Consider the following 26556-nt stretch of genomic DNA (forward strand, 5'->3'; position numbering starts at 1 on the left):
TTCGAATCGCTTCAGAAGTCGACGCGCGCCTGGCGCAGCAGCGCGGCCGTCTCAAATAGGGGCAGACCCATGATACCCGAATAGGATCCGTCGATCCGTTCGATGAACTCGGCGGCGCGCCCTTGGATGCCGTAGGCGCCCGCTTTGCCGAGCGGTTCGCCGGTCATCGCGTAACGCGTCAGCGCCGTGAGCGGCGCTTGCGCGAAGCGCACGCTCGAGCGCGACAAGGCCGGAGGCAGCATCGTGCCGTCGGCATCGACCACGGCGAGCGCCGTCAGCACTTCGTGCTCGCGTCCGGCCAGGCGGGCGAGCATTTGAACGGCGTGCTCGACGTCGTTCGGTTTGCCGAGGATGGCGTCGTCGATCGTCACGGTGGTATCGGCGACCAAAATCGGCGCCGAGCGATAGCCGGCGGCCACGAGTCTCGCGCGGGCGGCCTCGGCCTTCGCCACGCAAACGCGCTGCACGTAGGCATGCGCGGACTCGTCGGCTAGCTCGGCTTCCAAGGCTTCGGCGTCTTCGTCGGGCCGCGGCAGCAGCAGCTCGAAGCGCACCCCAAGCTGCGACAAGAGTTCCTGCCGGCGCGGGCTCTGCGAAGCGAGATAGACGTAAGGGTGAAGCGAAAGGCGGGTACTCGGCTGCGGCATGTGTCGTTCTCGTTAGGCGTAGGCGCCCGCTCACGAGGATGGACGCCGCATCAGACGCGGTGATAGGGGTGATTCTGCGTGATGCTCCACGCGCGGTAAAGCTGTTCCGCGAGCAGGACGCGAACCATGCCGTGCGGAAGCGTCAAGCTCGACACCCGCAGCAAGATCTCCGCGCGCGTTTTGATGTCCGGATCGAGGCCGTCGGCGCCGCCGATCACGAAGGCTACGTCGCGCCCGTCGCGCTGCCAATCGGGCAAAGCGGTGGCGAGCTGCATCGTCGTCCAATCGCGGCCGCGCTCGTCGAGCGCGACGACGCGCGCCGTCTTCGGCAACGCGGCTTCGATGCGTTGGCGTTCGGCGGCCATCACGCTTTGCGCGGAGCGGCCTCCGGTTCTCGGCTCGGGCTTGATCTCGCGCAGCTCGATCCGCAGCTCGGGCGGCATGCGTTTGGCGTACTCGTCGAAGCCGGCCGCGATCCAGTCGGGCATCTTATGGCCTACGGCCAAAATATGCAGTTTCATCGTCAGGCTCGGAGGCTAGGCGACGCGCACGACGCTCGCGGGCTTCATGCCGTCGTCACTTGGCGCTGCTCTTGCGCGCGGGACTCTTGCGGGCCGGGCTCTTACGCGCGGGCTTGGCCGCGGGCGCCGCTGGCTCGATCTCGTCTTCGTCCTCGTCCTCGTCCTCGGGTTCGCTCGGGCGCGCGCCCGAGAACGGGCTCGTGCTCGCCAGCTTCACGCGCACGGGCTTGTCGCCCCAGATTTCCTCGAGGTTGTAGTACTGGCGCAGCGCCGGCTGCAGGATATGGACGATCGCGTCTCCGCAATCGACGAGCACCCATTCGCCGATGTCCTCGCCTTCCGTGCTGATGATCTCGCCGCCGGCTTCCTTCACTTTCTCGCGCACGCTGGAGGCGAGCGCCTTGGTTTGCCGGTTCGAGGTGCCGCTCGCGACGACGACGCGGTCGAACAGCTCCGTCAGGTGAGTCGTGTTGAAGACTCGAATGTCTTGCGCTTTGACGTCTTCGAGACCGTCGATGATGGCGCGTTGCAGTTTGCGAATATCCATGGTTACGGATGGTACAGATGATGTTGAAGAATATAGTCCCAGACGGCCGCGGGAATCGGCTCCGGCGCCGCGGAATCGCCCTGCGCCAGCTTTGCCTTCAGGTGCGCGCGGATGTCGGTGGCCGAAACGTCGAGCGCCAGGGTGTCGTCCACGAGCAGCCGGCCGGCGCTCGTGCGGCGCAGCGTTTGGGCGTCGGCGCGGCGCGGGCCCAGTTCGGCCGCGAGCGCCGGGGACAAGCTCGACAGGTCGAAGCCCGGCCGCGTGGCGGCGCACACGTGCGCAAAATCGAACAGCCGCCGCCAATCGCGCCACGTATCGAGCCGCAGCAGCTGATCGGCGCCGATGAGCAAGGCCAGCGAGGCGTCCGCGCCTTCGCGCGCCCGCCAGCGCGCTAGCGTCTCCACCGTGTACGTCGGGCCCACGTGCTCGATTTCGTCTGTCGCCACCGTGACGGCGACGCCGGGCAGCGCGAGCGAGGCAGCTGCCGCGCGCGTCATCGCCAAACGATGAGACGCCGGCGACACGCCCGACTTCTGATACGGCTGTCCGGCCGGCAACAGCACGAGTTCGGTCAGTTGCAACAGATCGGCAAACCGGTGCGCGAGCGCCAGATGCCCGTTGTGGATCGGATCGAAGGTGCCGCCGAGCAGACCGACGCGGCGCGGCAGCATCGGCCGCTCATCGGGAGCGGGGCGAGACGTGGCGGGGGCAGTCGAATTCAGAGGACGGTCCTTGTCGATCGGTCGGCTCGCATCACACCCAGTCGCGCGGCGTCAGAAAGTCGGTATAGAGCTTCGCTTCGGGCGTGCCGGGCTCGGGCCGCCAGTCGTAGCGCCAGTTCGCGACAGGCGGCATCGACAGCAGGATCGACTCGGTGCGGCCGCCGCTTTGCAGGCCGAAGAGCGTACCTCGGTCGTAGACGAGATTGAATTCGACATAACGGCCGCGTCGATAGCTTTGGAACGTCCGCTCGCGTTCGCCGTAAGGCATCGACTGTCGTTTTTGCAGCAGAGGCAGGTAGGCGTCGACGAAGGCGTCGCCGATTCGCTTCACCATTTCGAACGAGCGCTCGAAGCCGAGTTCGTCGAAATCGTCGAAAAAGACTCCACCCACGCCGCGCGTCTCGCCGCGATGCTTGAGGAAAAAGTAGTCGTCGCACCAGCGCTTGAAGCGCGGATAGAGATCGGCCCCGAAGGGGGCGAGCGCATCGCGGCAAACGCCATGAAAATGGGCCGCGTCTTCCTCGAAGCCGTAGTACGGCGTCAAATCCATGCCGCCGCCGAACCAGAAGATGGGCGCTTCACCTTCCTTGGTCGCCGCAAGCATGCGCACGTTCATGTGCGCGGTGGGGCAGTATGGGTTGCGCGGATGCATGACGAGCGAAACGCCCATCGCTTCGAAACCGCGTCCGGCCAGATGCGGTCGCAGCGCGCTGGCCGACGGCGGCAATTTGTCGCCCGCGACGTCCGAGAAACCGACGCCGCCGCGTTCGATCAACGCGCCGTCCTCGAGAATGCGTGTCACGCCGCCGCCGCGCAGATGCTCGCCGGGCGGGCGCGTCCAGGCGTCGACGCCGAACGGCTTACCGTCGAGCGCGCCGATCGCGTCGGCGATGCGCGTTTGCAGCGACTGCAAGTAGCTGCGCACGGAAGAAACGTCGTAGGTCGTATCAGGCATGGTGTGACGCACGCAATGAGGACGAAAGGCCGGGCCGAGGGCGGCCCGGGGCGTCTGACGGCGGGCGCGCATCGCGCGCCGTAGGTCGTCAGTGCTTGCGATTCAGCGCCCGATAGCCGATATCGCGGCGATACTGCATACCGTCGAAGGAAATCTGATTGATCGCTTCGTAGGCGGCCGACTGCGCACCGCGTACGGAATCGGACAGCCCGACGACGCACAGCACGCGTCCACCCGCGGTCATGAGTTTATCGCCGACGAGGGTCGTGCCGGCATGAAACGTCACCGCCGTGTCGGTCTCGGCCGGGATCCCGTTGATGCGGTCGCCCTTGCGCGGCGCGTCCGGATAGTTGTACGCGGCCAGCACGACGCCGAGCGCAGTGCGTCGGTCCCAGGTGAGCTCGACGGTGTCGAGCGTGCCTGCGATCGCGCTTTCGACCACCTTGGAGAAGTCGCCCTTCAACCGCGCCATGATCGGCTGCGTTTCCGGGTCGCCCATGCGGCAGTTGAATTCGAGCGTCTTCGGATTGCCTTCGGCGTCGATCATGAGGCCCGCATACAGGAAGCCCGTATAGCGGATGCCTTCCTTTTCCATGCCGCGCACGGTAGGCAGGATGATTTCGCGCATCACGCGCGCGTGCAGCTGCGGCGTGACGATGGGCGCGGGCGAGTACGCGCCCATGCCGCCCGTGTTCGGGCCCTGATCTGCGTCGAGCAGGCGCTTGTGATCTTGGCTAGAGGCGAGCGGCAGCACGTGCTTGCCGTCGACCATGACGATGAAGCTCGCTTCCTCGCCCGACAAAAACTCCTCGATGACCACGCGTGCGCCCGCGTCGCCGAGCTTGTTGTCGGCCAGCATCATATCGACGGCCGCGTGCGCTTCGTCGGCTGTCGCGGCGACCACCACGCCTTTGCCGGCGGCCAGGCCGTCGGCTTTGATGACGATCGGTGCGCCTTTGCGCTCGATGTAGGCGTGCGCGGCGCCGGCGTCGGAAAACGTCTCGTACTCGGCCGTCGGAATGCCATGACGCTTCATGAACGCCTTCGCGAAATCCTTGGAGCTTTCGAGCTGCGCCGCTTCCTTCGTCGGCCCGAACACCTTCAGACCGCGCTGACGGAACAAGTTGACGATGCCCGCCGCGAGCGGCGCTTCAGGGCCGACGACCGTCATCGCGACCTGCTCTTTTTCGGCGAAATCGGCGAGCTCGGCCAGATCTGTGATGTCGACGTTGCGCAGGCGTTCGTCCTGCGCAGTCCCGCCGTTGCCGGGCGCGACATAGACGATCTGCACGCGCGGCGATTGCGCGAGCTTCCAAGCGAGCGCGTGTTCGCGGCCACCGGAACCGACGACGAGTAGTTTCATTTGATTCTTCCTAGTCGTCGTTTATTCGTCGGCGATCGACGCATTGGTGTAAACCTCTTGTACGTCGTCGAGGTTTTCGAGCGCGTCGAGGAGCTTTTGCATCTTCACGGCGTCGTCGCCCGTGAATTCGACTTCGGTTTGCGGCTTCATCGTGACTTCGGCGAGTTCGGCCTTGAAGCCGGCTGCTTCGAGCGCTTCCTTCACCTTTGCGAAATCGTTCGGGCCGCACAGCACTTCGATGCTGCCGTCGTCGTTCGTGACGACGTCGTTCGCGCCGGCTTCGAGCGCCGCTTCCATCAGCGTATCCTCTGGCGTGCCGGGGGCGAACAGGAATTGGCCGACGTGATCGAACAGAAACGACACCGAGCCGTCGGTGCCCATGTTGCCGCCGAACTTCGAGAAGGCATGGCGAACTTCGGCCACCGTGCGCGTGCGGTTGTCGGTCATCGTGTCGACGATGACGGCCGCGCCGCCGATGCCATAGCCTTCGTAGCGGATTTCCTCGTAGTTCGCGCCGTCGACGCCGCCCACGCCGCGCTGGATCGCGCGGTTGATGTTGTCCTTGGGCATGTTCGCGTCGTACGCCTTGTCGACGGCCAGACGCAGGCGCGGGTTCGAGTCGACCTCGCCTCCGCCCATGCGGGCCGCGACTTGGATTTCCTTGATGAGGCGCGTCCAGACTTTGCCGCGTTTGGCGTCCGCGGCGGCTTTCTTATGTTTGATGTTGGCCCATTTGGAATGACCAGCCATACGTTTCTCCGTGGCGCGTGCCGACCAGGCACACGCATGATGCGTGTTGTCGATTGCGAAATCGTGTGAACCGTGCGAGTGCTGCCGGCGGCCCTCGTGTCGGGCGGCGTGTCGCGCGTTTCTCCGTGAATGCGGGCCGCGAGCGAGTAGGGGCGGCCGTCCGAGGAGCAGACGGCGATTTTACCACGCCGCGCCGGCCTCCCGGCGCGCGGGCGCGCTAGGCGCCTTGGCCGAGGAGGACGCCGAACGCGTCGGCGGCGAGCGGCTTGCCGAGCAGGAAGCCTTGCATCTCGTCGCAGCGCAGCGCCTTGAGTTTGTCGTGCTGCGACTCCGTTTCGACGCCCTCGGCCACGACGTCCATGCCGAGCGAGTGGGCGAGCGCGATGATCGCGGAGACGATGGCCGTGCCCTCGTCGCTTTGCGCGTCGAGTCCGTCGACGAAAAAGCGGTCGATTTTCAACTGCCGCACGCGAAACCGCTGCAGGTACGCCAAGCTCGAATACCCGGTGCCGAAGTCGTCGATCGCGACCTCGAAGCCGCTGTCCTGAAACGCATGCACCATGTCCGCCGTGCGGCGTACGTCGTGCATGGCCGCCGTTTCGGTGATTTCGAACATCAGCGCATCGCGCGGCGTGTGCTCCTCTTTCAGGATATCGAGGATCTTCGAAAGCAGGTCCGGCTGCGCGAGCTGGCGCGGGGACAGATTGATGGCGATCTTCGTCGGGCGCAGCCCCTGCGCTTGCCAATGCCGGATTTGCCGGCACGCCTCGCGCACCACCCAGTATCCGATCGGGACGATCTGCCCGTTGCGCTCCGCGATCGAGATGAACTCCACCGGCGAGAGCAGCCCCAGTGTCGGATGATTGAGCCGCAGCAAGGCTTCCGCTCCGGCAAGGGCGCCGTTCTTGCCAAAGAACTTGGGCTGGAAATGCAGCGAGAAGTAGTCTTTGTCGAGCGCGTCGCGCATCGCCTGCTGAATCTGCAGCGTTCGCGTGGCCTCTTGGCTCATGTCCGATTCGAAGAAGCGGCACGTGCCGCGTCCGGCGCGTTTGGCCGCGTACATCGCCGCGTCGGCGTTCTTGAGCAGCGTTTCGACGGTGTCGCCGTCGCGCGGGAACAAGGCGATGCCGATGCTCGGCGCGACCAGTAGCGGTTGCGCATCGATCCAGATGCTTTCGTGCATGCGTTCGAGCACGGTTTCAGCCATCCTCCGGGCGTCGTCGGGCGTGCCGAGGCGGCACACGAGCATCACGAACTCGTCGCCGCCCAGGCGCGCCACCGTGTCGCCGGCGCTCGCGCAATCGATGAGGCGCTGCGCGAAAGCCTTGAGCACCTCATCGCCCACGGTGTGGCCGAGCGAATCGTTGATCGTCTTGAAGCCGTCCAGATCCATGAAGAGGACCGCGAATTGCGCATTTTCGCGCTGGCCTCGCTCGATCGCGCGCTCCATGCGTTCAGTGAGCGAGCGGCGATTCGGCAGCTCGGTCAGCGCGTCGAACGCCGCCAAATGCACGATCCGGCCGTTCAGCTGCGACACCGACTGTACGAGGAACGCCGTGCGGGCATCGAAACGCGAGAGCATCAGCGTCACGATCAGAATGGCGAACGTGAAGATCGCGATGGTCGTGCCGAGCCAGCGCAGGTCGACGCCATCCGCGGCGCCGCAAATCGATCCGATCGGAAAGGTCGCCGCGGCGGTGGCCGTGTAGTGCATGCCCGTGATGGCGAGCGCCATGACGAGCGATGCGGCCGCGCGTTTGGCGAGCACGTGCGCTTGGTCTTCCGCGCGCAGCTTGTGCGCGATGAAGAGCGCGGCGCCCGAGGCGACTATCGCGATGGCGATCGAGGCGGCGACGAGCCAAGGGTCGTAGACGATGGCCGGTTGCATGCGCATCGCCGCGTCGCCGGTGTAGTGCATGCCCACGATGCCCAGTCCCATCAGGACGGCGGCGACCGATAGGCGCTTCAATCCGAGCGTTCGATGCGCGATGACGCGCAGCGCGAAATACGACACGAAGATCGCAAGGAGCAGCGAGCCGGCCGTAATCGTGAAGTCGTAGCCGAGCGGAATCGGCAGCGTGAACGCCAGCACGCCGATGAAATGCATCGACCAGATGCCGACCCCCATCGCGCCCGCGCCGCCGGCGAGCCAGGCCTGGCGTTGGCGGCGACGGAGCACTTGAGCGATGCGACCGGAAAGATCGAGCGCCGTGAACGATGCGAGCGTCGCGACTGCGAGAGACAGCCCGACTAGCCAGAAATTGAAAGTGCCGTGCATGTCGGACGTGTTATGGCGTGAATGGTACTCACGTCGTTTATCGGCATATTCGGCGTTTCATTGAGGGGTGCGCGATCTTTTTGTCCGACCAGGGGCGCGCGCGGCAGCCGAACCCCGGCGCTGCATGGCTCCGCAACCGGGCCCCGTTTTTAGTTTTTCGTGCCGAACAATCGGTCGCCGGCATCGCCCAGTCCCGGCACGATATAGGCGTGCTCGTTCAGATGAGAATCGAGCGAGGCAACGTAGAGCTTCACGTTCGGGTGAGCATCCTGGAAAACCTGCACGCCCTCGGGCGCCGCGACGAGCGCGACGAAGGAAATGTGTTCGGCGGCCACGCCGCGCCGCTGCAGGACGTCGACGGCATGGACGGCGGAGTATCCCGTCGCCACCATTGGATCGCAGAGAATGAACGTGCGGTCTTCCAGGTCGGGCAGGCGCACGAGATATTCGACCGGGCGATGCTCGGCGTCGCGATAAACCCCGATATGGCCCACGCGCGCCGACGGAATCAGCTCGAGCAAGCCGTCCGACATGCCGATGCCCGCTCGCAGCACCGGTACGATCGCAAGCTTGCGGCCCGCGATGACGGGCGCGTCGATCTCGACGAGCGGCGTTTCCACGCGGCGCGTCGTGATCGGCAGATCGCGCGTGATCTCGTACCCCATCAGCAGCGTGATCTCGCGCAGCAGCTCGCGAAACGTGCGCGTGGACGTGTCCTTGTCGCGCATATGCGTGAGCTTGTGCTGGATCAGCGGGTGATCGAGGATGAAGAGATTGGGATAGCGGCTATCTTGTTTCATGGCGAGGGCGCGGGCGGGCGCGCATCTGAGGTTGTTCGCGCAAGTTTACCGAAAGAAAGGGACTGCGCCGGTTTTCTCCTCGAGGGCAAGCGCGCTGGGCGCGCTTGCGGCGATTCTTCTACAATCGCCTCCATCGCCACCCATATTGGGGACACACGCATGGATCTTGGAATCGCAGGACGTACCGCGCTCGTGTGCGCGGCCAGCAAGGGACTCGGGCGCGGGTGCGCGCAAGCGCTCGCCGGCGAAGGCGTGAACCTCGTCATCGTCGCGCGCACGCCGGAGACGCTCGAGGCCACGGCGGCCGACATTCGCGCGAAGGCCGGCGTGTCCGTGCGCACCGTCGCTTGCGACATCACCACGCCCGAGGGGCGCGCGGCCGCGCTGGCCGCGTGTCCCTCGCCCGATATTCTGATCAACAACGCCGGCGGTCCGCCCCCGGGCGACTTCCGCCGGCTCACGCACGACGATTGGCTCCGTGCGCTGGAGGCGAACATGCTCACGCCGATCGCTCTGCTGCAGGCGACGATCGACGGCATGATCGAACGGGGCTTCGGCCGCATCGTCAATATCACGAGTTCGTCGGTGAAGGCGCCGATCGACGTGCTCGGCCTGTCGAACGGCGCGCGCTCCGGGCTGACCGGTTTTGTCGCCGGCGTCGCGCGCAAGGTCGCTCAGCACAACGTGACGATCAACAATTTGCTGCCGGGCTTGTTCGACACCGACCGCATCGCGACGACCTTGAAGGCGCAAGCGCAGGCCAACGGAATCAGCATCGACGAAGCACGGCGCGATCGCTCGGCCGGCATTCCCGCACAGAGGCTCGGCCAGCCCGAGGAGTTCGGCAAGGCTTGCGCCTTTCTGTGCAGCGCCCATGCGAGCTACATTACGGGCCAGAATTGGCTCATCGACGGCGGCGCTTATCCCGGCACCTTCTGAGCATGGCGCTTTTAGAGTCGGCAAGATTCGGTCGACGTTTTGTTAGTGGTTCGATTTGGCTTGAACAGGAAGGAGCTGCGCCATGACCCCTCGCGTTGCGCTGATCGCGCACGATCACAAGAAAGACGACATCGTTGCCCTGGCGGGCGAGTACGCGCCAACGCTGCGGCATTGCAACCTGATCGCGACGGGCACGACAGGCGGGCGCATCGCCGACGCGCACGGCTTGCGCGTCGAGCGCATGCTCTCGGGGCCGTATGGCGGCGACTTGCAGATCGGCGCGATGCTCGCCGAGGGCAAGGTCGATCTCGTGATTTTCCTGCGCGACCCGATGACGCCGCAGCCGCACGAACCCGACATCAATGCCCTCGTGCGTGCCTGCGACGTGCACGACGTGCCCTGCGCGACGAACGTCGCCACGGCGCGCATGCTGCTGGACACGCTCAAAATGCGGACCGCCGCGGGCTGAGCGCAGCCGCCGCGGGCTGAGCGCAGCCGCCGCGGCCGCAATAGCTAAATGACCAGAAGCAGTCGAGGGCGGCGGCGCGCCCCGCCCCGCTAAGCGCATCCATCGGACAGATCGAGCCACGGGCTCGTAAAGGAGAGAGGCATGGTGAAGGCGATTCGAATCGAACGCACGGGCGGCCCCGAAGTGATGCAGTGGGTCGACGTCGACGTGGGCGCGCCCGGCGAAGGCCAGGTGCGCATCAAGCAGGAGGCGGTGGGTCTGAACTACATCGACGTCTACTTTCGCACCGGGCACTACCCGCTGCCGCTGCCGGCCGGGCTCGGGATGGAAGCGGCGGGCGTCGTGACCGAGGTGGGCCCGGGCGTGACCCGCTTCGCCGCCGGCGATCGCGTGGCCTACGTCGCGCGCCCGCCCGGCGCGTATGCGCAAGAGCGCGTGCTGCCGGCCGACGTGCTCGTGAAGCTGCCCGACGCGATCGGATTCGACGAGGCGGCTTCCGCGATGTTGCAAGGGTTGACCGCTCAATACCTGCTGCGACGCACGTACCGGGTCGAGCCGGGGCAGACGATTCTCATTCATGCCGCCGCGGGCGGGGTGGGCTTGTTCGTTTGCCAATGGGCCAAAGCGCTCGGCGCCACGGTGATCGGCACGGTCGGCTCGGACGAGAAGGCCGAACTCGCGAAGGCGCACGGCTGCGACTATCCGATCGTCTACACGCGAGAAAACTTCGCCGAGCGCGTCAAGGACATCACGAACGGCGCGCTCGTACCGGTCGTCTACGATTCGATCGGCAAGGACACGTACAAGGGCTCGCTCGACTGCCTCGCGCCGCTCGGCTACTTCGTGAGCTTCGGCAGCGCGTCCGGTGCGCTGCCGCCCATCGAAGCCGCCGAATTGTCGAACCGCGGCTCGTTGTTCTTCACGCGGCCGACGTTGTTCAGCTACATCGCCAAACGCGAATGGCTCGACACGATGGCGGCGGAGCTCTTCGACGTCATCGCGTCGGGCAAGGTGAAGACGAACGTGCGCCAGCGCTACGCGCTCGCGGACGTGGGCGAGGCGCACCGCGCGCTCGAAGCGCGCAAGACGACCGGTTCGACGGTGCTCATTCCCTGATGCGTATCGTCCCGATCTTTCTGTGCGGGCACGCATGAGCGAATCGGCCGCGACCATCGTCCTCATCGAGGACGAGCAGCAGATCCGCCGCTTCGTGCGCGCATCGCTCGAGGCGCAGGGCATGCACGTCTACGATGCGCAAACGGGCCAAGCCGGCTTGACCGAGGCGGCGACGCGCAAGCCCGATCTCGTCATCGTCGATCTGGGCCTGCCCGACACCGACGGCCTCGACGTCATTCGGGAGTTGCGCGCGTGGGCCGACGTGCCGGTCATCGTCTTGTCGGCGCGCACGCAAGAAGTCGAGAAAGTCGCCGCGCTCGACGCCGGGGCCGACGACTATCTAACCAAGCCGTTCGGCGTGCCCGAGCTGCTGGCCCGCATCCGCGCTCATTTGCGGCGGCGCCAGCGCGGCGGGGCGAACGAAGCTTCGCTCGTGCGGTTCGGCGAAGTCAGCGTCGACCTCGCGCAGCGGCGCGTGATGCGGGCGGAAGAAGTCGTTCATTTGACGCCGATCGAATATCGCCTGCTCGTGGCCCTCGTTCGGCACGCCGGCCGCGTGCTCACGCATCGGCAGCTGCTGGCGGAAGTGTGGGGACCCTCTCACGTGGAAAGTCAGCACTATTTGCGCATCTACATGGCGCACTTGCGGCGCAAGCTCGAGCACGACCCCGCCCAGCCGCAGCATATCGTCACTGAAACCGGCATCGGATATCGGCTCGTCGGCGCGCTTTGAGGCATGCGCGCCGGGCCGCTTCACGGCGCCAAAGGTTGGTGTCGCACGCTTTCCACGGCGCGCTGCCGCGAGTTCAACCCTCGCACGTGTCTATAATGGGATAGAAATGCGCACCGCGAGCGTGCGCACGGCGCGGGCGAGCCAGGTGAGGCGGGCGCGCGCGGCCTGAATCGCCGCCACGGCTGGGAGGGGCAATGCTCGACGCACTTTCGCTCGGCGCGGGCCTGTCATGGGCCAGCGGCTTGCGCCTTTATCTGACCGTCTTGCTCGTCGGCGTCTTCGCAAGGCTCGGCATCGTTCATCTGCCCGATACGCTTTCGGCGCTCGCATCGGGCTGGGTGATCGCCACGGCGGCCGTCCTCGCCGTCGTCGAATTCCTCGCCGATCGCATTCCCGCCTTCGATTCGCTCTGGGACGCCATCCATACGTTCATTCGCATTCCCGCCGGCGCGCTGCTTGCCGCCGGTTCGCTCGGCCACGCCGATCCGACCTTGCTCACGGTCGCGGCGCTGGCGGGCGGCGCGCTCGCCGGCTCGGCGCATTTGACCAAGGCGGGAACGCGCGCGCTCATCAACCTCTCGCCCGAGCCATTCTCCAACTGGATCGCCTCTTCGACAGAAGACGTGCTCGTATGCGTCGGCCTTGCGCTCGCGCTGTTCGTCCCGCTCGTCTTCCTCGTGCTGATGGCCGGTTTCTTGGCGTTCGCCGCTTGGGCGCTGCCGCGGCTGTGGCGCGGCGTGCAGGGCGGTTTTCGGGGGATGGCCGCGCACATGGTGTCGCGATTGGGCTCGATCGGAGGCAAGCGCGATTGAGCGAGGTGGCGCCTCCGACCATGCCGCGCCCGCCGGCAAGCCCGATGGAACTCGTGCGGCAGGCTGCGCGCATGACCGCGCGAGACTGGCGCGCGGGCGAGCTGACCATGCTCGTCGTCGCGCTCGTACTGGCCGTCGCGGCGCTCGCCAGCGTCGGCTTTTTGGCCGATCGCCTGCAGCAGGGTCTCGAGCGCGACGCCCGGCGCATGATCGCCGCGGATTTCGTCGTGCGGGCCGACCATCCTGTCGACGGCGCGTTTTTCGACGAAGCGCGCACGCTGGGCCTGCGCACGGCCACGACAGCCATTTTCCCGAGCATGGTGGCGCGCATCGCGCCAAGCGGCGCGGGCGATCAGGGGTTGTCGAATGCGCGGCTGGCCGCTGTCAAAGCGGTCTCGGCAACCTATCCCCTGCGCGGCGCCTTGCGAATCGCATCGGGCGTCGATGCGCCCGACCGGCACGCCGATAGTATTCCCGCCAAGGGGACCGTTTGGGTCGATGCGCAATTGCTGGAGACGCTGCACGCGCGTGTCGGCGATGTCGTGCAGCTCGGCGATCGACGGTTCACGATCGGCGCGGTGATCACGCGCGAACTCGATCGCGGGTTCGCCTTCGTCAACTTCTCCCCGCGCGTCATGGTGCGCGCTGACGAGCTCGGTTCGACGGGGCTCATCGGCTATGGCAGCCGCGTGACGTATCGCCTGCTCGTAGCCGGCGACGATGCCGCCGTGGCGCGGTTCGCTTCGTTCGCGCATGAGCGGGTCGACGGCGGCAAGCTGCGCGGGGTGGCGCTCGAATCGCTGAGCGACGGGCAGCCTCAGGTGCGCGAAACGCTCGACCGCGCGGACCATTTTCTGCGGCTCGTTGCATTGCTGACGGCGCTGCTCGCGGCCGTGGCGATCGCGATGGCCGCGCATCGGTACACCCGGCGGCATCTCGACGGTTGCGCCGTCATGCGTTGCCTAGGGCTCGGCGAGCGCGAGCTGCGCGTGCTGGTCACGCTCGAATTCGCTTTTGTCGGATTGACCGGAGGGACACTCGGCATCGCGCTCGGGTATGCGGGGCATTTCGCGCTGCTGGCGTGGCTCGGGCAACTGATTGCCGTCGCGCTGCCGCAGCCTAGCGTGCTGCCGGCGCTCGAAGGAATCGGCGCCGGGCTCGTGCTGCTGTTCGGCTTCGCGCTGCCGCCGCTTTTGCCGCTCACGCGCGTGCCGCCGATCCGCGTGTTGCGAAGAGAATGGGACGGACAGGCGCGCGCCGCCTGGTGGGCCTACGCCATAGGCATCGCCTTGTTCGCGGCGCTGCTCGTGCTGGCGGCCGGGGAGGTTCGGCTAGGCGGGATCGTCGCGGGCGGCTTTGCGCTGGGGCTCGTCGTTTTCGCCGTTGCGGCCCGCTCGGCGTTGTGGCTATGCGTGCGGGTGGCCCGCAGCGAGGGCGGGCGGCGCGTGTCGGCCTCGGTCGGCTGGCGCTACGCCTTGGCGTCTCTCGAACGGCGCGGATGGGCCAGCGCGTTGCAAATCACGGCGCTCGCCATCGGCCTCATGTGCCTGTTGCTCATTGCGATGACGCGCGACGATCTCGTCGCCGGGTGGCGCAAATCCACGCCGCCCGATGCGCCCAACGAATTTTTGATCGACATCCAGCCCGACGAGCGTCAAGCCGTCGTCGACTATCTGCGCGCGCACGGCATTGCGGACGTGACGCTCGAGCCGATGGTGCGCGGCCGGCTCATATCCATCGACGGCAAGCGCGTGGTGCCGCAATCGTATAAGAACGACGACGCGCGACGCCTCGTCGATCGGGAATTCAATCTGTCGTACCGAAGCGCACTACCCGAGGACAATCGCGTGGTGGCGGGGCAATGGTACGGCGGCGCGACGCGCCCCGAGATCTCGATCGAAGCGGGCCTGGCCAAGCTCATTGGCGTGAAGGTGGGCGACGTGCTGCGGTTCGACGTGACGGGGATGAGCGTCGATGCGCCCGTCACGAGCGTGCGCAAGCTCGATTGGGGCACGTTCAAGGTCAACTTCTTCGTGCTGATGCCGCCGGCCGCGCTGGAGGGCTTTCCGGCGACATTCATTACGAGCTTTCACCTTCCCGCGCAGCGCCGGGCGGTGCTCGACGGTTTGATAGCCGCACACCCGAACGTCACGGCGATCGACACGACGCCTATCCTCGCTCAAGTCCAGCACGTCCTCGACCAAGTGATCGGCGCGGTTCAGTTCCTCTTCGCGTTCACGCTCGCTGCCGGTTTGCTCGTGCTTTACGCCGCGCTCGCCGGCACGCGCGACGAGCGCGTGCGAGAATCGGCCCTGTTGCGCGCGCTCGGCGCCTCGCATCGCCAGGTGCGTTCGGTGCACGCGGCGGAGTTCGCTGTCGTCGGCGCGCTTGCCGGCCTAATGGCCGCGGTGGGTGCGCAGGCGCTCGGTATCGTATTGGCGACGCGCGTGTTCGACTTTCACCTGGATGTCGACCCGTGGCTGTTGCCGGCCGGGATTGCGGCCGGCGTCGCGTGCGCGGGCGTCGGCGGCTGGCTCAGCTTGCGGCGCGTGCTGCGGCGCCCGGCGGCGCAGTCGTTGCGAGACGCCTGAAGCGCCGAGCGCAAGCGCGCGTATTTTTCGTTTTTTGCAGACGTATTCGATTAACCGTATGACCGATTCGACCAACGACGACGCGCAGGCCCAGCAGCCGAGCGCGTTCGACCTCGTGGGCGGCGAGGCTCGCGTGCGCGAACTCGTCGACCGCTTCTACGACTTGATGGATCTCGAGCCCGAGTTCGCCGGCATTCGCGCGCTGCACCCGGCCACGCTCGAGAGCTCGCGCGACAAGCTGTTCTGGTTCCTGTGCGGCTGGCTTGGCGGCCCTGATCATTACATCGAACGCTTCGGACACCCTCGCCTGCGCGCGCGGCATTTGCCGTTCGCGATCGCCTCGTCGGAGCGCGACCAGTGGGTGCGCTGCATGGCATGGGCGATGCAAGACGTGGGGCTGCCGCAGACGCTTCGCGAGCGCCTCGTCACGTCGTTTTTCGATACGGCCGACTGGATGCGCAACCGGCCCGGTTGATCGACCGGTACGGCGCCGCAGCGAATTCGCGCGGCTCGACCTGTACGCGCGGCGCGAGCGTTTTCAAAATGACGATTGGCGGCGCCCCGCCTGACCGACCGAAAAAGGAACCCGCTCGATGACCACGCAAGCGCTTTTCCGTGAAGACGCCTACCTGACACGCTGCGAGGCGACCGTGACCGCGGTCGCCCCGGAAGGCATTTTGCTCGATCGAACGGTGTTCTACCCGCTGGGCGGCGGCCAGGCGGGCGACACGGGGGCGTTGACGCTGACCGACGGCACGCGCATCGCGATCGCCGATACGCGCAAGGCGAAGTTCGAAGGGGCGAGCCCGGACGATGCGCTGCATGTGCCGGCCATGGGGCAAGAAGCGCAGCTTGCGCGGCTGCAGCCCGGCGCGGGCGTCGTCGCTGAAATCGATTGGACGCGCCGCTATCGGCACATGCGGCTGCATACGGCGACGCACCTGATCTGCGCCGCGCTGCCGTATGCGGTCGACGGTTGCAGCATCACGCCCGACTACGCCCGCATCGACCTCGTCACGACCGAGCCGATCGAGCGCGAGTTCGTCCAATCGCGGTTGGCGGAACTGGTTGCCGGCGGGCATCGCGTGTCGACCGACTGGATCACCGATGAAGAAATGGCGGCGCGTCCCGAACTCGTCCGAACGATGAGCGTGAAGCCGCCGGTGGGCTTCGGCCGTGTGCGGCTGCTTCGCATCGAAAACGTCGACCTCCAGCCGTGCGGCGGCACCCACGTGGCCAACACCTCCGAGATCGGTGGGCTGCGCGTGGCGAAGATCGAAAAGAAAACGGCGCGTACCCGCCGGCTCGTATTGGAATTGACATGAACACGCTTCTCGATCCGGTGGCCCGCGCCGTCCTGGATTTTTGGTTCGGCGAACCGGGCTCCCCCGCCTATGGCCAAGCCTCCGAGTCCTGGTTCAAGCGCGACGACGCGTTCGACGCCTCGATCCACGAACGCTTCGGGGCGACGCTGGCCGCTGCGCGACGCGGCGAGTGCGACGATTGGCAAAGCACGCCCCTGGGCGCACTCGCACTCATCATCGTGCTCGATCAGTTCTCGCGCAATACGTGCCGTGGGCGCCCGGACGCCTTCGCCGCCGACGCCAAAGCTTTGGAGGTCGCCCGCCGCCTCGTCGCCGCCCACGCCGATCGCGAACTGCCCACGCCGGAACATCGCGTGTTCGCTTATTTGCCGTTCGAGCATGCGGAATCGCTCGACGCACAGCGCGAGTCGGTGCGCTTGTTCGAGGCGCACGCGCGCGAAACGGGGCAAACGGGTAAGGGCAGCTACGTCGACTACGCACATCGGCACGCCGCGGTCATCGAGCGATTCGGGCGCTTCCCGCATCGAAATGCGGCGCTGGGGCGAGCGTCGACCGAAGAAGAAATCGCTTTCCTGCAAGAGCCCGGATCTTCGTTTTGACCCAGCCGTTGGCGCCTTGGACGCCCTGGCGTCGCGGCGCCGAAGTAACGGGGGACGGGGACGGGCGCGTGCCCACGACGGGTCGAGGCGCGCGGCGCGCCCGATAAATCGCGAATCAGCGGCCGGCGCTCACATCGAGCAATGCGCCGTTCACATACGAGGCGGCGTCGCTGAGCAGCCAGACGATGGCTCGCGCCACCTCCTCGGCTTTGCCGGGCCGGCCCAGGGGCGTTTGCGCGCCGAGGACGGCCGCCCGCTCGGGCCGTCCGCCGCTGGCATGGATGTCGGTTTCGATGAGGCCAGGCCGTACCGCATTGACGCGTATGCCGCGTGGGCCGAGTTCCTTGGCCAAGCCGATCGTCATCGTATCGACGGCGCCCTTGGATCCGGCGTAGTCGACGTACTCGTTCGGCGAACCGAGCCGCGAGGCGGCCGAGGATACGTTGACGATGGCGCCGCCGCGGCCGCCGCGATCGGTGGACATGCGTCGGGCGGCTTCGCGCGCGCAGAGGTAGGCGCCGAGGACATTGACGTCGAACATGCGCTTGAGCCGCGCCGCGTCCATTTGCGCGAGCGGCATCGACGGCGCAACGATTCCCGCGTTGTTGACGAGCGCATCGACGCGGCCGCAGGCGGCGTCCAGCGTATCGAACATGGAGAGGACAGCTGCTTCGTCCGCCACGTCGCCCGGCAGCAGGAAGGCCCGACCGCCGGCCCGTTCGACTTCGCCCGCCGTCAGCTGCGCCGCGGCGCGATCGCTTACGTAGTTCACGCCGACCGCCGCGCCTTGCTCGCCGAGCATGACGGCCGTGGCGCGGCCAATTCCGCGGCTCGCGCCGGTAATGAGAACGACGCGCGGTTCAATGCTCATCGGGCGGACTCCGGCAATTCGATACGTTGGTCGGGGCGTGCGGCGCACGCCTGCGGCAAGCCGTTCAGACGGCTTCGCGCTGCGTGGCCCACTTGTCGAGGCCGGGCGGATGGTAGGCGCGCAGTTTGCCGAGCAGCGAGCGTGCGTCGGCATCGATCTGCAGCATATCGAGATACGCTTTTTGCATGAAACCTTCGCGCACCGTGTGCTCGAGCATGGCGGTGAGCGGCGCGTAGTAGCCGCCGATGTCGTACAGCCCGATCGCCTTCTTGTGATACCCGAGCTGCGCCCAGGTGAAGACCTCGAACAATTCCTCGAGCGTGCCGGCGCCGCCGGGCAGGGCGACGAAGGCATCGGACAGATCGGCCATCATGCGTTTGCGGTGATGCATATCGGGTACGACGTGCAGCTCGGTCAGCCCCTTGTGGCCCACTTCCTTGTCGACGAGCAGTTCCGGGATGACGCCGACGACGCGGCCGCCCGCGGCGAGCACTTCGTCGGCGATGACGCCCATGAGCCCCACGCGCCCGCCGCCGTAGACGAGCGAACAGCCGGCGTCGACGAGGGCGCGGCCGAATGCTTGCGCCGCCTGCGCGTATTCAGGCTTGGCGCCCATCGACGAGCCGCAGTAAACGCAAACCGATTTCATTCGAGTTCCTTGGCGCTGCCGCCCCGGCCGCCTAGATCGCGCGGGGGCAAGTAATCGTGGAATTCGCGCTTGGGCAGCTTGCCCGAAACGAGATCGTCGAACAGCTGGCGCGATCGGCCGCGCAGATACGGCGCCATGATCGAGATGACGTGCACGCTCACCTGATGCAGCTCCTCGCGGATCGCCCCCTGATCGTTGTACTTGCGCGGGTTCATCACGAATTGGTACGACAGCCAGTACGTGGCGATCACCCCCATGTTCGTGGCGATGACCTGGATTTCCTCGGGCGTGGCCACCATCTCCTCGTCGGCGACGAGCAGTTCGCACATCTGCTTCGCGAAGCGAACCTTGTGGCTGATGATCTGCTTGAAGTGCATCTCGAGCGTGCGGTTGCGCGCGAGCAAATCGTTCAAATCGCGATAGAGGAACCGATAGGTCCACATGAACTCGGCCATGTATTGCAGGTACGACCAGGTTTCGTCGATGGTCGGACGATGGTCTTCCGGAAACCGCAGACGCTTTTCGATCGCTTGCTCGAACTGCGCAAAGATGCTGTTGATGATGTCGTCTTTGTTGCGGAAGTGGTAGTAGAGATTGCCTGGGCTGATCTCCATTTCCTCCGCGATCGTCGTGGTGGTCACGTTCGGTTCGCCGATCTCGTTGAATAGCTTCAACGAGAGCTCGAGAATCCGTTCGCGGGTGCGGCGGGGAGTTTTGGCTTCCATGTCGTCCGGCCCTGTGCTGCCGGGCACGCTTGGCGCTCGCGCGACGCTGCGTTCAAGGGCCCGGCTAGGTTGGTATCTTGCACTGCGTCGGGCGATTATAAACCGGTCGTTCTGTTCCCCGAACACCCGGTTAGGTTTTACTCGGCGGGATGAACTCGGCGTCAGGTTCCGACCCAGCGCACGACGATGGGCCCGACGATGAGGGCCCAGGTGAGCACGCAGGCGGACAGCGCGACCGTGACGGCCGCACTGCCGAGATCCTTCGCACGGCGGGACAGCTCGTGGCGTTCGAGCGAGATGCGGTCGATCGCCGCCTCGACGCTCGAATTGAGCAGTTCGACGATCAGCACGAGCAACACGGAGCCGATCAAAAGGACGTGCGAGACGGCGTCGACGGGCACTAGCGCGCCGCATGGCACGAGGATCGCGGCCAGCGTCAGCTCTTGGCGAAACGCGCTTTCTTCTTGAATCGCGACGCGAAAGCCCGCGATCGAGTTCTTCAGCGCATGCCAGGCCCGCGTGAGACCGCGATTGCCCTTGTAGGGGTTGAACGGCAGCGGTGCGAGCGGATCGTCGGGCGACAGCGGCTCGTGGGGATCGGGTCCGCCGTCGGTTTGGGCATGCTCGTGCGTCACGAGCGGTTCGTCGCGTTTCATGCAGCGGCGTTTTCGGCGCGCGTCAGCGGTTTCAGATGGGCGGCGAACTGCTCGGAAGCGGCTTGCCACGAGAAGCGCTCGGCCCAGGCGCGCGCGTGGGCGCGATCGATCTTGAGCGCGTCAAGGCACGCCTCGCGCAAATCTTCGTTCATCGCGCCGGCGTCGCCGTCGGCCAGCACGTCGATCGGTCCGGTCACGGGATAGGCCGCTACGGGCGTGCCGCACGCGAGCGCTTCGAGCAGTACGAGGCCGAACGTGTCGGTCCGGCTCGGAAAGACGAACACATCGGCAGCCGCGTACACCTTCGCCAGCTCCGCTTGGCTCAGCACCCCGAGGTAGTTGGCCTCGGGATAGCGCGATTTGAGTTCGGCCAGTGCCGGGCCTTCGCCCGCCACCCATTTCGAGCCCGGCAAGTCGAGCTTCAGAAACGCTTCTACATTTTTCTCGATGGCGACGCGGCCCACGTAAAGAAAGATCGGCCGGGCCGTATTGAGCACCTTCGATTCCATCGGATGAAAGATGTCGAGGTCGACGCCTCGCGTCCACAGGACGACGTTGTCGAAGCCGTGCTTTTCGAGATCGCTTTTCACGACAGGCGTAGGCGCCATGACGGCGAGCGAGCGGCCGTGGAACCAGCGTAGAAAGCGATAGGTGGCCGACGTCGGAATGCCGAAGCGGGCCTGTACGTACTCGGGAAAGCGCGTGTGGTATGCCGTCGTGAACGGGAGCCCGTGACGCAGCGCATAGGCTCGCGCGGCGATTCCAAGCGGGCCTTCGGTCGCGATGTGCAGCGCGTCGGGCGCGAACTCGTCGATGCGGGCATGGACGCGGCGGCGCGGCATCAGCGACAGGCGAATTTCGGGATACGTTGGGCACGGGATCGTGCGAAATTCGAGCGGCGTCAAGAGTTCCACACGGTGGCCAAGCGCCGTCAGTTCACGCGTCGTGTTCTTCAAAGTACGTACGACGCCGTTGACCTGCGGTTCCCAGGCGTCGGTGACGATCATGATTTTCATGCGGTCGGTTCCGGTTCGCTGAAGTGGGGCTAGGCCGTTGCCTTGGCTTTGCGCGGTTGGGCCGCCGGCGAGCGCATGACGGTCCAGTAGACCACCTTGAGTTCGCCGTCGAGCGTTTCGACGAGCGCGGACAGGCTTTCGACCCAGTCGCCGTCGTTGCAATAGAGCAGGCCGTCGACATCGCGGATCTCGGCCTTGTGAATGTGGCCGCAGACGACGCCGTCGCACCCGCGGCGGCGCGCTTCCTCGACCATCACATGCTCGAACGAGGAGATGAAGTTGACGGCGTTCTTCACCTGGTGCTTCAGATATTGCGAGAGCGACCAGTAGTGAAGGCCGAACCGGTTGCGCAGGCGGTTGAACCAGCGGTTCAGGATCAAGATGCCCGTATAGGCGGTGTCGCCGAGATAGGCGAGCCACTTGGCGTGCTGAATGACCCCGTCGAACAGATCGCCGTGGACGATCCACAGGCGCTTGCCGGACAACGTCGTGTGAAACGCTTCGCCGCGCACGTGAATATCGCCGAACGCCAGGTCGCAAAATTGCCGCGCGCCCTCGTCATGGTTGCCGGGGATGTAGATGACCTGCGTGCCTTTGCGCGCCTTGCGCAGAATCTTTTGCACGACGTCGTTGTGCGCTTGCGGCCAGTACCAGCCCTTCTTCAACTGCCAGCCGTCGATGATGTCGCCGACGAGATACAAGTATTCGGATTCGTTGTGCCGCAGAAAATCCAACAAGTACGGCGCTTGGCAGCCGCTCGATCCGAGGTGGATGTCCGAGAGCCAGATCGTGCGGTAGCGCAGCGGATCGCCGACGCCGTCGTCGTGCTCGCGGCGGGCCGAATCGAGCGAGGTCGTATCGGCCGGCGGCGCCGATGCGCCGCTCGGCGCGGCGGGTTGAAAGGGGACGGATTCGACGCTTGCGCCGAGTTGCCTAAGGAGGGAAGTCGCGGACGTTTTGCGGTCCATGGCTTCTCGCGTCGAGTTGTACATGGCCCCATTGCGCCATGCGCCCGTGACTGCCACATGACAGTCACGAGAAGTTCTTATTACCGTTATTTAGGGTGGTATCGACAGGCAAGCGCGCCCGGTCGATGCGAGGCCGATCAGCTGCGTTCGGCGACGACGATGCGCGTGCCGGCGAGACGGTCGTGCGGAAACTGGCGGGCGGGATCGAGCCGGGCCGCGGCGGCCCACAGCGCGAACCAGGCGGCCGCGGCCGCGAGGGTGACGGGCACCGACAGGTGCAGGAGCGGATGCATGGCGAGCGGCGGCAAGAACCAGAGCCAAGCCGCGACATAGCGCGCGAGCGCTCGGGCGGGGCGTGGCGGCAGGCCGTTTTGCGCGGCGACGAGCTTGAGCCGCCAGGTCTTCATCGGCAACGTCTGGCCGCCGCGCGTCCAACACCAGACGAAATAGGCGCCGACGACGAGCGCGACCCAGGCGGCCAGCCAGTTGTGGTGAGTCAGCCCGTTGCGTTGCTGCGTCAGCGTGCTGAAGAGATAGCCCGCCAAGAAGACGATGCCGAACAGGAGCACGCTTTCGTAGACGAGCGCGGCCAGGCGGCGGCGAATCGTGGGGGGCGAAGGGCGCGCGTTGGCGGTCGAGTCGTCGGTACGCATAAGCCCTGGCTCTTTATGCGCCGCGGAAAATTGACGGGGCGTCCGACGGCGACATCGGCGTTGGCGGGACCGGCACGGTGGTGTTGACGGGGCCGGAGGCGCCCGCGGGCGAGGACGCCGACGCCGCGCTGGCGGGGCCCGGCGCCGAAGCGACCGACGCGCCGCTCGCGGGCGGCGGGTTTACGAGGCGGTTCAAACCGCGGATCTCGCTGCGCTCACCCGAAGGCGGCGCGCTGACGATCGTCGGCCGACGCTTGCGCTCGGCGGCGGCCAGCTTGGCCTTCTGCTCGGGCGAGAGCTGCTGATAGGCCTGCCAGGCATTTTTGCGCGCCTGGGGCGGCAATGCCTTCGACACTTGATAGTTTTCGCGCGCGACGCGCCGCTGATCGGGGGTCATGCCGACCCATTCGGACATACGCTCATGCAGGCGCTTTTGCGCTTCGGGCGACATTTTCGCGAAACGCGCCGCGATCTTGATCCATTTTCGCTTGCGTTCATCGCTGAAGGTGTCCCATTCGGCGGCGAAAGGCGCGAGCGCCGCGTGCTGCTCGGCGCTCAGGTGCGACCACGACAGGGGGTTGGTGTCGACGACAAGCGGCGGAAACTCGACCGACAGCGGCGCTTGAGAGGAGGGCGCGGCGCCGTGCACGCTCGCCGCCAGCGGCGCGGGCGCTTGTTTGAAGAACCGAGGATACGTGGCCGCGAACGCAACGGCGCTTGCGATTGCACACCCGAACAGAACGGCCAACCCGCGCTTGTAGCTCACCCCGTCATTCTCCCGCTTGCCTCAGCGCGCACGCGACAGGTACGCGTTGAACCCGTGGTCGAGGTACGCGTTGAGCGGCAAGTCGTCGTTCAGCATGGCTGCATCGATGTCGGCGAGTTCGGCGGCGCGCTGCAGGTTTTCCCAGTAAGCGATGACGGTGATTCCGCCGACGAGTGCGACGACGGGCCACACGCGCAGCAAGCGCCCAAGCGGCGACAAACGGCGCGTTTCGCGACGCGGTGCGTCGAGCGGGGCGCCAGCGGGCGCGAGCACCGGCACGAAGGCCGGCGCGGCGACGGTTTCCGGCTTCTTACGCGCGAGCGCGAGGCGGCGCGCGCCGGCAAGCCGGTCGAGCGTCGTGGCGGGCAAGCCGGCTGCGCTTTCGTCGAGTGCGCGACGGATCTTGCCCGCGAACTCGAATTCTTTATCGGGAGCGGAGCTCATAGCGTGATTCCTTTGGCCTTGAGCGCGGCCGCCAGCGTGTGCGTCGCTCGCGAGCAGTGCGTCTTGACGCTACCCTCGGAGCACCCCATCGCGGCGGCGGTCTCGGCGACATCCATATCTTCCCAATAACGCATGAGAAACGCCTCCCGTTGACGCGCCGGCAATTTTTGGATTTCTCCGTCGATCAGCGCCAGGATCTGCTCGCGCTCGAGCTGTTGCTCGCTGCTTTGTCCGGCGCTCGAGCCCTCGTCGGCTTCAATCGTCTCGAGCGGGTCGAATTCCTCGTCGTCGCCGCTGCCGAGCGACGAAAACAGGCTGACCCAAGTATTGCGCACCTTCTGACGACGAAAATAATCGTGCGTCACATTCTGCAAGATACGCTGAAAAAGAAGAGGAAGCTCGGCTGCCGGACGGTCGCCGTATTTTTCGGCGAGCTTGATCATCGCGTCCTGAACGATGTCGAGGGCGGCGTCGTCGTCACGCACGGCGTAGACGGTGTGCTTGAACGCGCGCCTTTCGACGCCCGCCAGAAAATCGGCGAGTTCCTTGTCTGATGCCATCCGAGGGGCGGCGCAAGTCGTCTGCCGGCGCCGTAATCGATTGAAAAATGTCGTAAAACCCGCGGATGCTAGCAAACTTTCGCGATAGTCGCGATGCCTCCCGTGCACGTTGTCGCTTGGCGCGTGGTTTTTGCGCGCAAAACGACGAGTTCGCGCGTTCCCCGCATGCGGCGTCGCAACAAATTTTGCTTGACCAAAACGCGCGTAACGGCTATGGTCTGCGGTTCGCAATATAAGTGACTTGTCTCTTTTGAGGCGAGCCCATGAAGCTCGCCCGTCAAAGTGGACGCGCCGCTTGAACCCGAGCCACAAGCCCGGCAGAGAGCACCCGATCAATTTTTTGCCGAAAATTCGAAAGGTTGAATGATGAACATGCCCAGCGCGGAATTCTCCACGTCGGATACCACCCCTCCTCATGAAGCGGACTCGATCGGCGCCACCGTGCTCATGCGCGCATTGGCCGACGAAGGCGTCGAGGTGCTCTGGGGCTATCCGGGTGGCGCGGTACTGTATATCTACGACGAACTCTACAAGCAGGACAAAGTCCAGCACGTGCTCGTGCGCCACGAACAGGCCGCCGTGCATGCCGCGGACGCCTATTCGCGCTCCACGGGCAAGGTCGGCGTCTGTCTCGTCACGTCCGGCCCTGGCGTGACGAATGCCGTGACCGGCATCGCCACGGCTTACATGGATTCCATTCCGATGGTGATCATCAGCGGACAGGTGCCCACCGCCGCGATCGGTCAGGACGCCTTCCAAGAATGCGACACCGTCGGCATCACGCGTCCGTGCGTGAAGCACAACTTCCTCGTGAAGGACGTGCGCGAGCTCGCCTCGACCGTCAAGAAAGCGTTCTACATCGCGCGCACGGGACGTCCGGGCCCGGTGCTGATCGATATCCCGAAGGACATCTCCAAGACGCCGTGCCAGTACGAGCCCGTCAAAACGGTTGCGCTGCGCTCGTACAACCCGGTGACCAAAGGCCATTCGGGGCAGATCCGCAAGGCTGTCTCGCTGCTGCTGTCGGCCAAGCGTCCGTACATCTACACGGGCGGCGGCATCATCCTCGCCGATGCCTCGCGTGAACTGAATCAATTCGCCGATCTGCTCGGCTACCCCGTGACGAACACGTTGATGGGGCTGGGCGGCTACCGCGCGAGCGACAAGAAATTCCTCGGCATGCTCGGCATGCACGGCACGTACGAAGCCAACATGGCGATGCAGAACTGCGATGTGCTGATTGCGATCGGCGCGCGCTTCGACGATCGCGTGATCGGCGATCCGCAGCATTTCTCGTCGCGCCCGCGCAAGATCATCCACATCGACATCGACCCTTCGTCGATCAGCAAGCGCGTGAAGGTCGACATTCCGATCGTCGGCGACGTCAAGGAAGTGCTCAAGGAGCTCATCGAGCAGCTGCAGCACGCCGAGCACGGCCCCGATACCGAGGCGCTGCGCGAATGGTGGAAGGACATCGAAGGCTGGCGCGCGAAGGATTGCCTCAAGTACGACCGCAAGAGCGAGATCATCAAGCCGCAGTACGTCGTCGAAAAGCTCTGGGAGCTGACCGACGGCAATGCGTTCGTTTGCTCCGACGTCGGGCAGCACCAGATGTGGGCCGCGCAGTTCTACCGCTTCGACAAGCCGCGGCGCTGGGTCAACTCGGGCGGTCTCGGCACGATGGGCTTCGGCTTGCCGGCGGCCATGGGCGTGAAGATGGCGCACCCCGATTCCGAGGTCGTCTGCATCACGGGCGAGGGCTCGATCCAGATGTGCATTCAGGAGTTGTCGACCTGCAAGCAGTACGACACGCCCATCAAGATCATCTCGCTGAACAACCGCTATCTGGGCATGGTGCGCCAGTGGCAGCAGATCGAATACAGCAAGCGCTACTCCCATTCGTACATGGACGCGCTGCCCGATTTCGTGAAGCTCGCCGAGGCATACGGCCACGTCGGCATTCGCGTTGAAAAAACGGCCGATGTCGAGCCCGCGCTGAAGGAAGCGCTGCGCTTGAAAGATCGCACCGTGTTTCTCGATTTCCAGACCGATCCGACCGAAAACGTCTGGCCGATGGTTCA

Annotated in this window: 29 protein-coding genes; 10 read left to right on the forward strand and 19 right to left on the reverse strand. The window is 65.7% G+C overall.

What is annotated here, in order from left to right; all coding sequences use genetic code 11:
- Positions 1-11 precede the first annotated feature (11 nt).
- From ACTHNR_RS08035 to upp, 9 genes are all read right to left on the reverse strand, one after another.
- On the reverse strand, positions 12-647 hold the full coding sequence (locus tag ACTHNR_RS08035) for a Maf family protein (RefSeq protein ID WP_440547045.1): 636 nt from the start codon (positions 645-647) through the stop codon (positions 12-14).
- A gap of 50 nt (positions 648-697) precedes the next feature.
- Positions 698-1168, reverse strand: coding sequence for a 23S rRNA (pseudouridine(1915)-N(3))-methyltransferase RlmH (gene rlmH, locus ACTHNR_RS08040; protein WP_440547046.1), 471 nt, complete (start codon positions 1166-1168; stop codon positions 698-700).
- A gap of 55 nt (positions 1169-1223) precedes the next feature.
- Positions 1224-1715: a ribosome silencing factor gene (rsfS, locus tag ACTHNR_RS08045; RefSeq protein ID WP_440547047.1), complete on the reverse strand. Its 492-nt coding sequence runs from the start codon at positions 1713-1715 to the stop codon at positions 1224-1226.
- 2 nt (positions 1716-1717) lie between these two features.
- Complete coding sequence (locus ACTHNR_RS08050) at positions 1718-2386, reverse strand: nicotinate-nucleotide adenylyltransferase (RefSeq protein WP_440547048.1); 669 nt, start codon at positions 2384-2386, stop codon at positions 1718-1720.
- Positions 2387-2468: 82 nt separating this feature from the next.
- A complete protein-coding gene (gene hemF / locus ACTHNR_RS08055; protein WP_440547049.1) occupies positions 2469-3392 on the reverse strand; it encodes an oxygen-dependent coproporphyrinogen oxidase in 924 nt (307 codons plus the stop codon).
- 88 nt (positions 3393-3480) lie between these two features.
- Positions 3481-4755 (reverse strand): phosphoribosylamine--glycine ligase, encoded by a 1275-nt coding sequence (gene purD / locus ACTHNR_RS08060; RefSeq protein WP_440547050.1) that lies wholly within the window; start codon positions 4753-4755, stop codon positions 3481-3483.
- A 21-nt stretch (positions 4756-4776) separates the two neighbouring features.
- Positions 4777-5505 carry a YebC/PmpR family DNA-binding transcriptional regulator gene (locus ACTHNR_RS08065; protein ID WP_440547051.1) on the reverse strand — a complete coding sequence of 243 codons (729 nt, stop codon included), beginning with the start codon at positions 5503-5505 and terminating at the stop codon, positions 4777-4779.
- A gap of 217 nt (positions 5506-5722) precedes the next feature.
- Complete coding sequence (locus ACTHNR_RS08070) at positions 5723-7783, reverse strand: putative bifunctional diguanylate cyclase/phosphodiesterase (RefSeq protein WP_440547052.1); 2061 nt, start codon at positions 7781-7783, stop codon at positions 5723-5725.
- A gap of 149 nt (positions 7784-7932) precedes the next feature.
- Positions 7933-8583 carry a uracil phosphoribosyltransferase gene (gene upp, locus ACTHNR_RS08075; RefSeq protein ID WP_440547053.1) on the reverse strand — a complete coding sequence of 217 codons (651 nt, stop codon included), beginning with the start codon at positions 8581-8583 and terminating at the stop codon, positions 7933-7935.
- Positions 8584-8742: 159 nt separating this feature from the next.
- On the opposite strand from upp, the gene ACTHNR_RS08080 reads away from it, so the two are divergent.
- The 9 genes from ACTHNR_RS08080 to ACTHNR_RS08120 all read left to right on the forward strand — a co-directional run bounded on the left by ACTHNR_RS08080 (position 8743) and on the right by ACTHNR_RS08120 (position 17167).
- Positions 8743-9522 (forward strand): SDR family oxidoreductase, encoded by a 780-nt coding sequence (locus ACTHNR_RS08080; RefSeq protein ID WP_440547054.1) that lies wholly within the window; start codon positions 8743-8745, stop codon positions 9520-9522.
- Between the two features lie 82 nt (positions 9523-9604).
- A complete protein-coding gene (locus ACTHNR_RS08085) occupies positions 9605-9991 on the forward strand; it encodes a methylglyoxal synthase (RefSeq protein ID WP_440547055.1) in 387 nt (128 codons plus the stop codon).
- A gap of 141 nt (positions 9992-10132) precedes the next feature.
- Entirely contained in the window at positions 10133-11107 is a 975-nt protein-coding gene (locus ACTHNR_RS08090; protein ID WP_440547056.1) for a quinone oxidoreductase family protein, read from the forward strand.
- A 34-nt stretch (positions 11108-11141) separates the two neighbouring features.
- Positions 11142-11840 (forward strand): two-component system response regulator KdpE, encoded by a 699-nt coding sequence (gene kdpE, locus ACTHNR_RS08095; RefSeq protein WP_440547057.1) that lies wholly within the window; start codon positions 11142-11144, stop codon positions 11838-11840.
- A 194-nt stretch (positions 11841-12034) separates the two neighbouring features.
- Positions 12035-12652 (forward strand): DUF4126 domain-containing protein, encoded by a 618-nt coding sequence (locus ACTHNR_RS08100; protein WP_440547058.1) that lies wholly within the window; start codon positions 12035-12037, stop codon positions 12650-12652.
- A gap of 20 nt (positions 12653-12672) precedes the next feature.
- A complete protein-coding gene (locus tag ACTHNR_RS08105) occupies positions 12673-15243 on the forward strand; it encodes an ABC transporter permease (RefSeq protein ID WP_440547059.1) in 2571 nt (856 codons plus the stop codon).
- 58 nt (positions 15244-15301) lie between these two features.
- Positions 15302-15718 carry a group II truncated hemoglobin gene (locus tag ACTHNR_RS08110; RefSeq protein WP_440547060.1) on the forward strand — a complete coding sequence of 139 codons (417 nt, stop codon included), beginning with the start codon at positions 15302-15304 and terminating at the stop codon, positions 15716-15718.
- Between the two features lie 118 nt (positions 15719-15836).
- The gene (locus ACTHNR_RS08115; RefSeq protein ID WP_440547061.1) at positions 15837-16568 is read left to right on the forward strand and encodes an alanyl-tRNA editing protein; all 732 of its coding nucleotides are present in this window, start codon (positions 15837-15839) and stop codon (positions 16566-16568) included.
- Positions 16565-17167: a DUF924 family protein gene (locus ACTHNR_RS08120; protein ID WP_440547062.1), complete on the forward strand. Its 603-nt coding sequence runs from the start codon at positions 16565-16567 to the stop codon at positions 17165-17167. Before ACTHNR_RS08115 ends, ACTHNR_RS08120 begins: the two co-directional genes overlap by 4 nt.
- A 115-nt stretch (positions 17168-17282) precedes the next feature.
- Here ACTHNR_RS08120 and ACTHNR_RS08125 read toward each other — a convergent pair whose 3' ends face one another.
- From ACTHNR_RS08125 to ACTHNR_RS08170, 10 genes are all read right to left on the reverse strand, one after another.
- Entirely contained in the window at positions 17283-18038 is a 756-nt protein-coding gene (locus ACTHNR_RS08125; protein ID WP_440547063.1) for an SDR family oxidoreductase, read from the reverse strand.
- A 64-nt stretch (positions 18039-18102) separates the two neighbouring features.
- The gene (locus ACTHNR_RS08130) at positions 18103-18687 is read right to left on the reverse strand and encodes a TIGR00730 family Rossman fold protein (protein ID WP_440547064.1); all 585 of its coding nucleotides are present in this window, start codon (positions 18685-18687) and stop codon (positions 18103-18105) included.
- On the reverse strand, positions 18684-19412 hold the full coding sequence (locus tag ACTHNR_RS08135; RefSeq protein ID WP_440547065.1) for a TetR/AcrR family transcriptional regulator: 729 nt from the start codon (positions 19410-19412) through the stop codon (positions 18684-18686). Before ACTHNR_RS08135 ends, ACTHNR_RS08130 begins: the two co-directional genes overlap by 4 nt.
- Before the next feature lie 161 nt (positions 19413-19573).
- Positions 19574-20137 (reverse strand): diacylglycerol kinase, encoded by a 564-nt coding sequence (locus ACTHNR_RS08140; RefSeq protein ID WP_440547066.1) that lies wholly within the window; start codon positions 20135-20137, stop codon positions 19574-19576.
- Positions 20065-21084: a glycosyltransferase family 4 protein gene (locus tag ACTHNR_RS08145; RefSeq protein WP_440547067.1), complete on the reverse strand. Its 1020-nt coding sequence runs from the start codon at positions 21082-21084 to the stop codon at positions 20065-20067. Before ACTHNR_RS08145 ends, ACTHNR_RS08140 begins: the two co-directional genes overlap by 73 nt.
- A gap of 29 nt (positions 21085-21113) precedes the next feature.
- Positions 21114-22052, reverse strand: coding sequence for a UDP-2,3-diacylglucosamine diphosphatase (locus ACTHNR_RS08150; RefSeq protein WP_440547068.1), 939 nt, complete (start codon positions 22050-22052; stop codon positions 21114-21116).
- A 137-nt stretch (positions 22053-22189) separates the two neighbouring features.
- Positions 22190-22705, reverse strand: a complete 516-nt coding sequence (locus ACTHNR_RS08155; RefSeq protein WP_440547069.1) for an RDD family protein — start codon at positions 22703-22705, stop codon at positions 22190-22192.
- A gap of 13 nt (positions 22706-22718) precedes the next feature.
- Positions 22719-23471 carry a DUF3106 domain-containing protein gene (locus ACTHNR_RS08160; protein ID WP_440547070.1) on the reverse strand — a complete coding sequence of 251 codons (753 nt, stop codon included), beginning with the start codon at positions 23469-23471 and terminating at the stop codon, positions 22719-22721.
- Between the two features lie 21 nt (positions 23472-23492).
- The gene (locus ACTHNR_RS08165; protein ID WP_440547071.1) at positions 23493-23915 is read right to left on the reverse strand and encodes a DUF3619 family protein; all 423 of its coding nucleotides are present in this window, start codon (positions 23913-23915) and stop codon (positions 23493-23495) included.
- The gene (locus ACTHNR_RS08170; RefSeq protein ID WP_440547074.1) at positions 23912-24475 is read right to left on the reverse strand and encodes an RNA polymerase sigma factor; all 564 of its coding nucleotides are present in this window, start codon (positions 24473-24475) and stop codon (positions 23912-23914) included. Before ACTHNR_RS08170 ends, ACTHNR_RS08165 begins: the two co-directional genes overlap by 4 nt.
- Positions 24476-24841: 366 nt before the next feature.
- Between ACTHNR_RS08170 and ACTHNR_RS08175 the strand changes: the two genes are divergently transcribed.
- Positions 24842-26556, forward strand: a 1715-nt coding sequence (locus tag ACTHNR_RS08175; RefSeq protein ID WP_440547072.1) for an acetolactate synthase 3 catalytic subunit, incomplete at its 3' end; no start/stop codon positions are given.

The organism is Trinickia sp., assembly GCF_051954495.1.
Taxonomy (GTDB): Bacteria; Pseudomonadota; Gammaproteobacteria; order Burkholderiales; family Burkholderiaceae; genus Trinickia.

What these genes read in the sequence shown, in the direction of transcription:
- ACTHNR_RS08035 (WP_440547045.1), bottom strand. Translation starts at nt 647, where the DNA reads ATGCCGCAGCCGAGTACCCGCCTTTCGCTTCACCCTTACGTCTATCTC.
- rlmH (WP_440547046.1), bottom strand. Translation starts at nt 1,168, where the DNA reads ATGAAACTGCATATTTTGGCCGTAGGCCATAAGATGCCCGACTGGATC.
- rsfS (WP_440547047.1), bottom strand. Translation starts at nt 1,715, where the DNA reads ATGGATATTCGCAAACTGCAACGCGCCATCATCGACGGTCTCGAAGAC.
- ACTHNR_RS08050 (WP_440547048.1), bottom strand. Translation starts at nt 2,386, where the DNA reads ATGCTGCCGCGCCGCGTCGGTCTGCTCGGCGGCACCTTCGATCCGATC.
- hemF (WP_440547049.1), bottom strand. Translation starts at nt 3,392, where the DNA reads ATGCCTGATACGACCTACGACGTTTCTTCCGTGCGCAGCTACTTGCAG.
- purD (WP_440547050.1), bottom strand. Translation starts at nt 4,755, where the DNA reads ATGAAACTACTCGTCGTCGGTTCCGGTGGCCGCGAACACGCGCTCGCT.
- ACTHNR_RS08065 (WP_440547051.1), bottom strand. Translation starts at nt 5,505, where the DNA reads ATGGCTGGTCATTCCAAATGGGCCAACATCAAACATAAGAAAGCCGCC.
- ACTHNR_RS08070 (WP_440547052.1), bottom strand. Translation starts at nt 7,783, where the DNA reads ATGCACGGCACTTTCAATTTCTGGCTAGTCGGGCTGTCTCTCGCAGTC.
- upp (WP_440547053.1), bottom strand. Translation starts at nt 8,583, where the DNA reads ATGAAACAAGATAGCCGCTATCCCAATCTCTTCATCCTCGATCACCCG.
- ACTHNR_RS08080 (WP_440547054.1), top strand. Translation starts at nt 8,743, where the DNA reads ATGGATCTTGGAATCGCAGGACGTACCGCGCTCGTGTGCGCGGCCAGC.
- ACTHNR_RS08085 (WP_440547055.1), top strand. Translation starts at nt 9,605, where the DNA reads ATGACCCCTCGCGTTGCGCTGATCGCGCACGATCACAAGAAAGACGAC.
- ACTHNR_RS08090 (WP_440547056.1), top strand. Translation starts at nt 10,133, where the DNA reads ATGGTGAAGGCGATTCGAATCGAACGCACGGGCGGCCCCGAAGTGATG.
- kdpE (WP_440547057.1), top strand. Translation starts at nt 11,142, where the DNA reads ATGAGCGAATCGGCCGCGACCATCGTCCTCATCGAGGACGAGCAGCAG.
- ACTHNR_RS08100 (WP_440547058.1), top strand. Translation starts at nt 12,035, where the DNA reads ATGCTCGACGCACTTTCGCTCGGCGCGGGCCTGTCATGGGCCAGCGGC.
- ACTHNR_RS08105 (WP_440547059.1), top strand. Translation starts at nt 12,673, where the DNA reads ATGCCGCGCCCGCCGGCAAGCCCGATGGAACTCGTGCGGCAGGCTGCG.
- ACTHNR_RS08110 (WP_440547060.1), top strand. Translation starts at nt 15,302, where the DNA reads ATGACCGATTCGACCAACGACGACGCGCAGGCCCAGCAGCCGAGCGCG.
- ACTHNR_RS08115 (WP_440547061.1), top strand. Translation starts at nt 15,837, where the DNA reads ATGACCACGCAAGCGCTTTTCCGTGAAGACGCCTACCTGACACGCTGC.
- ACTHNR_RS08120 (WP_440547062.1), top strand. Translation starts at nt 16,565, where the DNA reads ATGAACACGCTTCTCGATCCGGTGGCCCGCGCCGTCCTGGATTTTTGG.
- ACTHNR_RS08125 (WP_440547063.1), bottom strand. Translation starts at nt 18,038, where the DNA reads ATGAGCATTGAACCGCGCGTCGTTCTCATTACCGGCGCGAGCCGCGGA.
- ACTHNR_RS08130 (WP_440547064.1), bottom strand. Translation starts at nt 18,687, where the DNA reads ATGAAATCGGTTTGCGTTTACTGCGGCTCGTCGATGGGCGCCAAGCCT.
- ACTHNR_RS08135 (WP_440547065.1), bottom strand. Translation starts at nt 19,412, where the DNA reads ATGGAAGCCAAAACTCCCCGCCGCACCCGCGAACGGATTCTCGAGCTC.
- ACTHNR_RS08145 (WP_440547067.1), bottom strand. Translation starts at nt 21,084, where the DNA reads ATGAAAATCATGATCGTCACCGACGCCTGGGAACCGCAGGTCAACGGC.
- ACTHNR_RS08150 (WP_440547068.1), bottom strand. Translation starts at nt 22,052, where the DNA reads ATGGACCGCAAAACGTCCGCGACTTCCCTCCTTAGGCAACTCGGCGCA.
- ACTHNR_RS08155 (WP_440547069.1), bottom strand. Translation starts at nt 22,705, where the DNA reads ATGCGTACCGACGACTCGACCGCCAACGCGCGCCCTTCGCCCCCCACG.
- ACTHNR_RS08165 (WP_440547071.1), bottom strand. Translation starts at nt 23,915, where the DNA reads ATGAGCTCCGCTCCCGATAAAGAATTCGAGTTCGCGGGCAAGATCCGT.
- ACTHNR_RS08170 (WP_440547074.1), bottom strand. Translation starts at nt 24,475, where the DNA reads ATGGCATCAGACAAGGAACTCGCCGATTTTCTGGCGGGCGTCGAAAGG.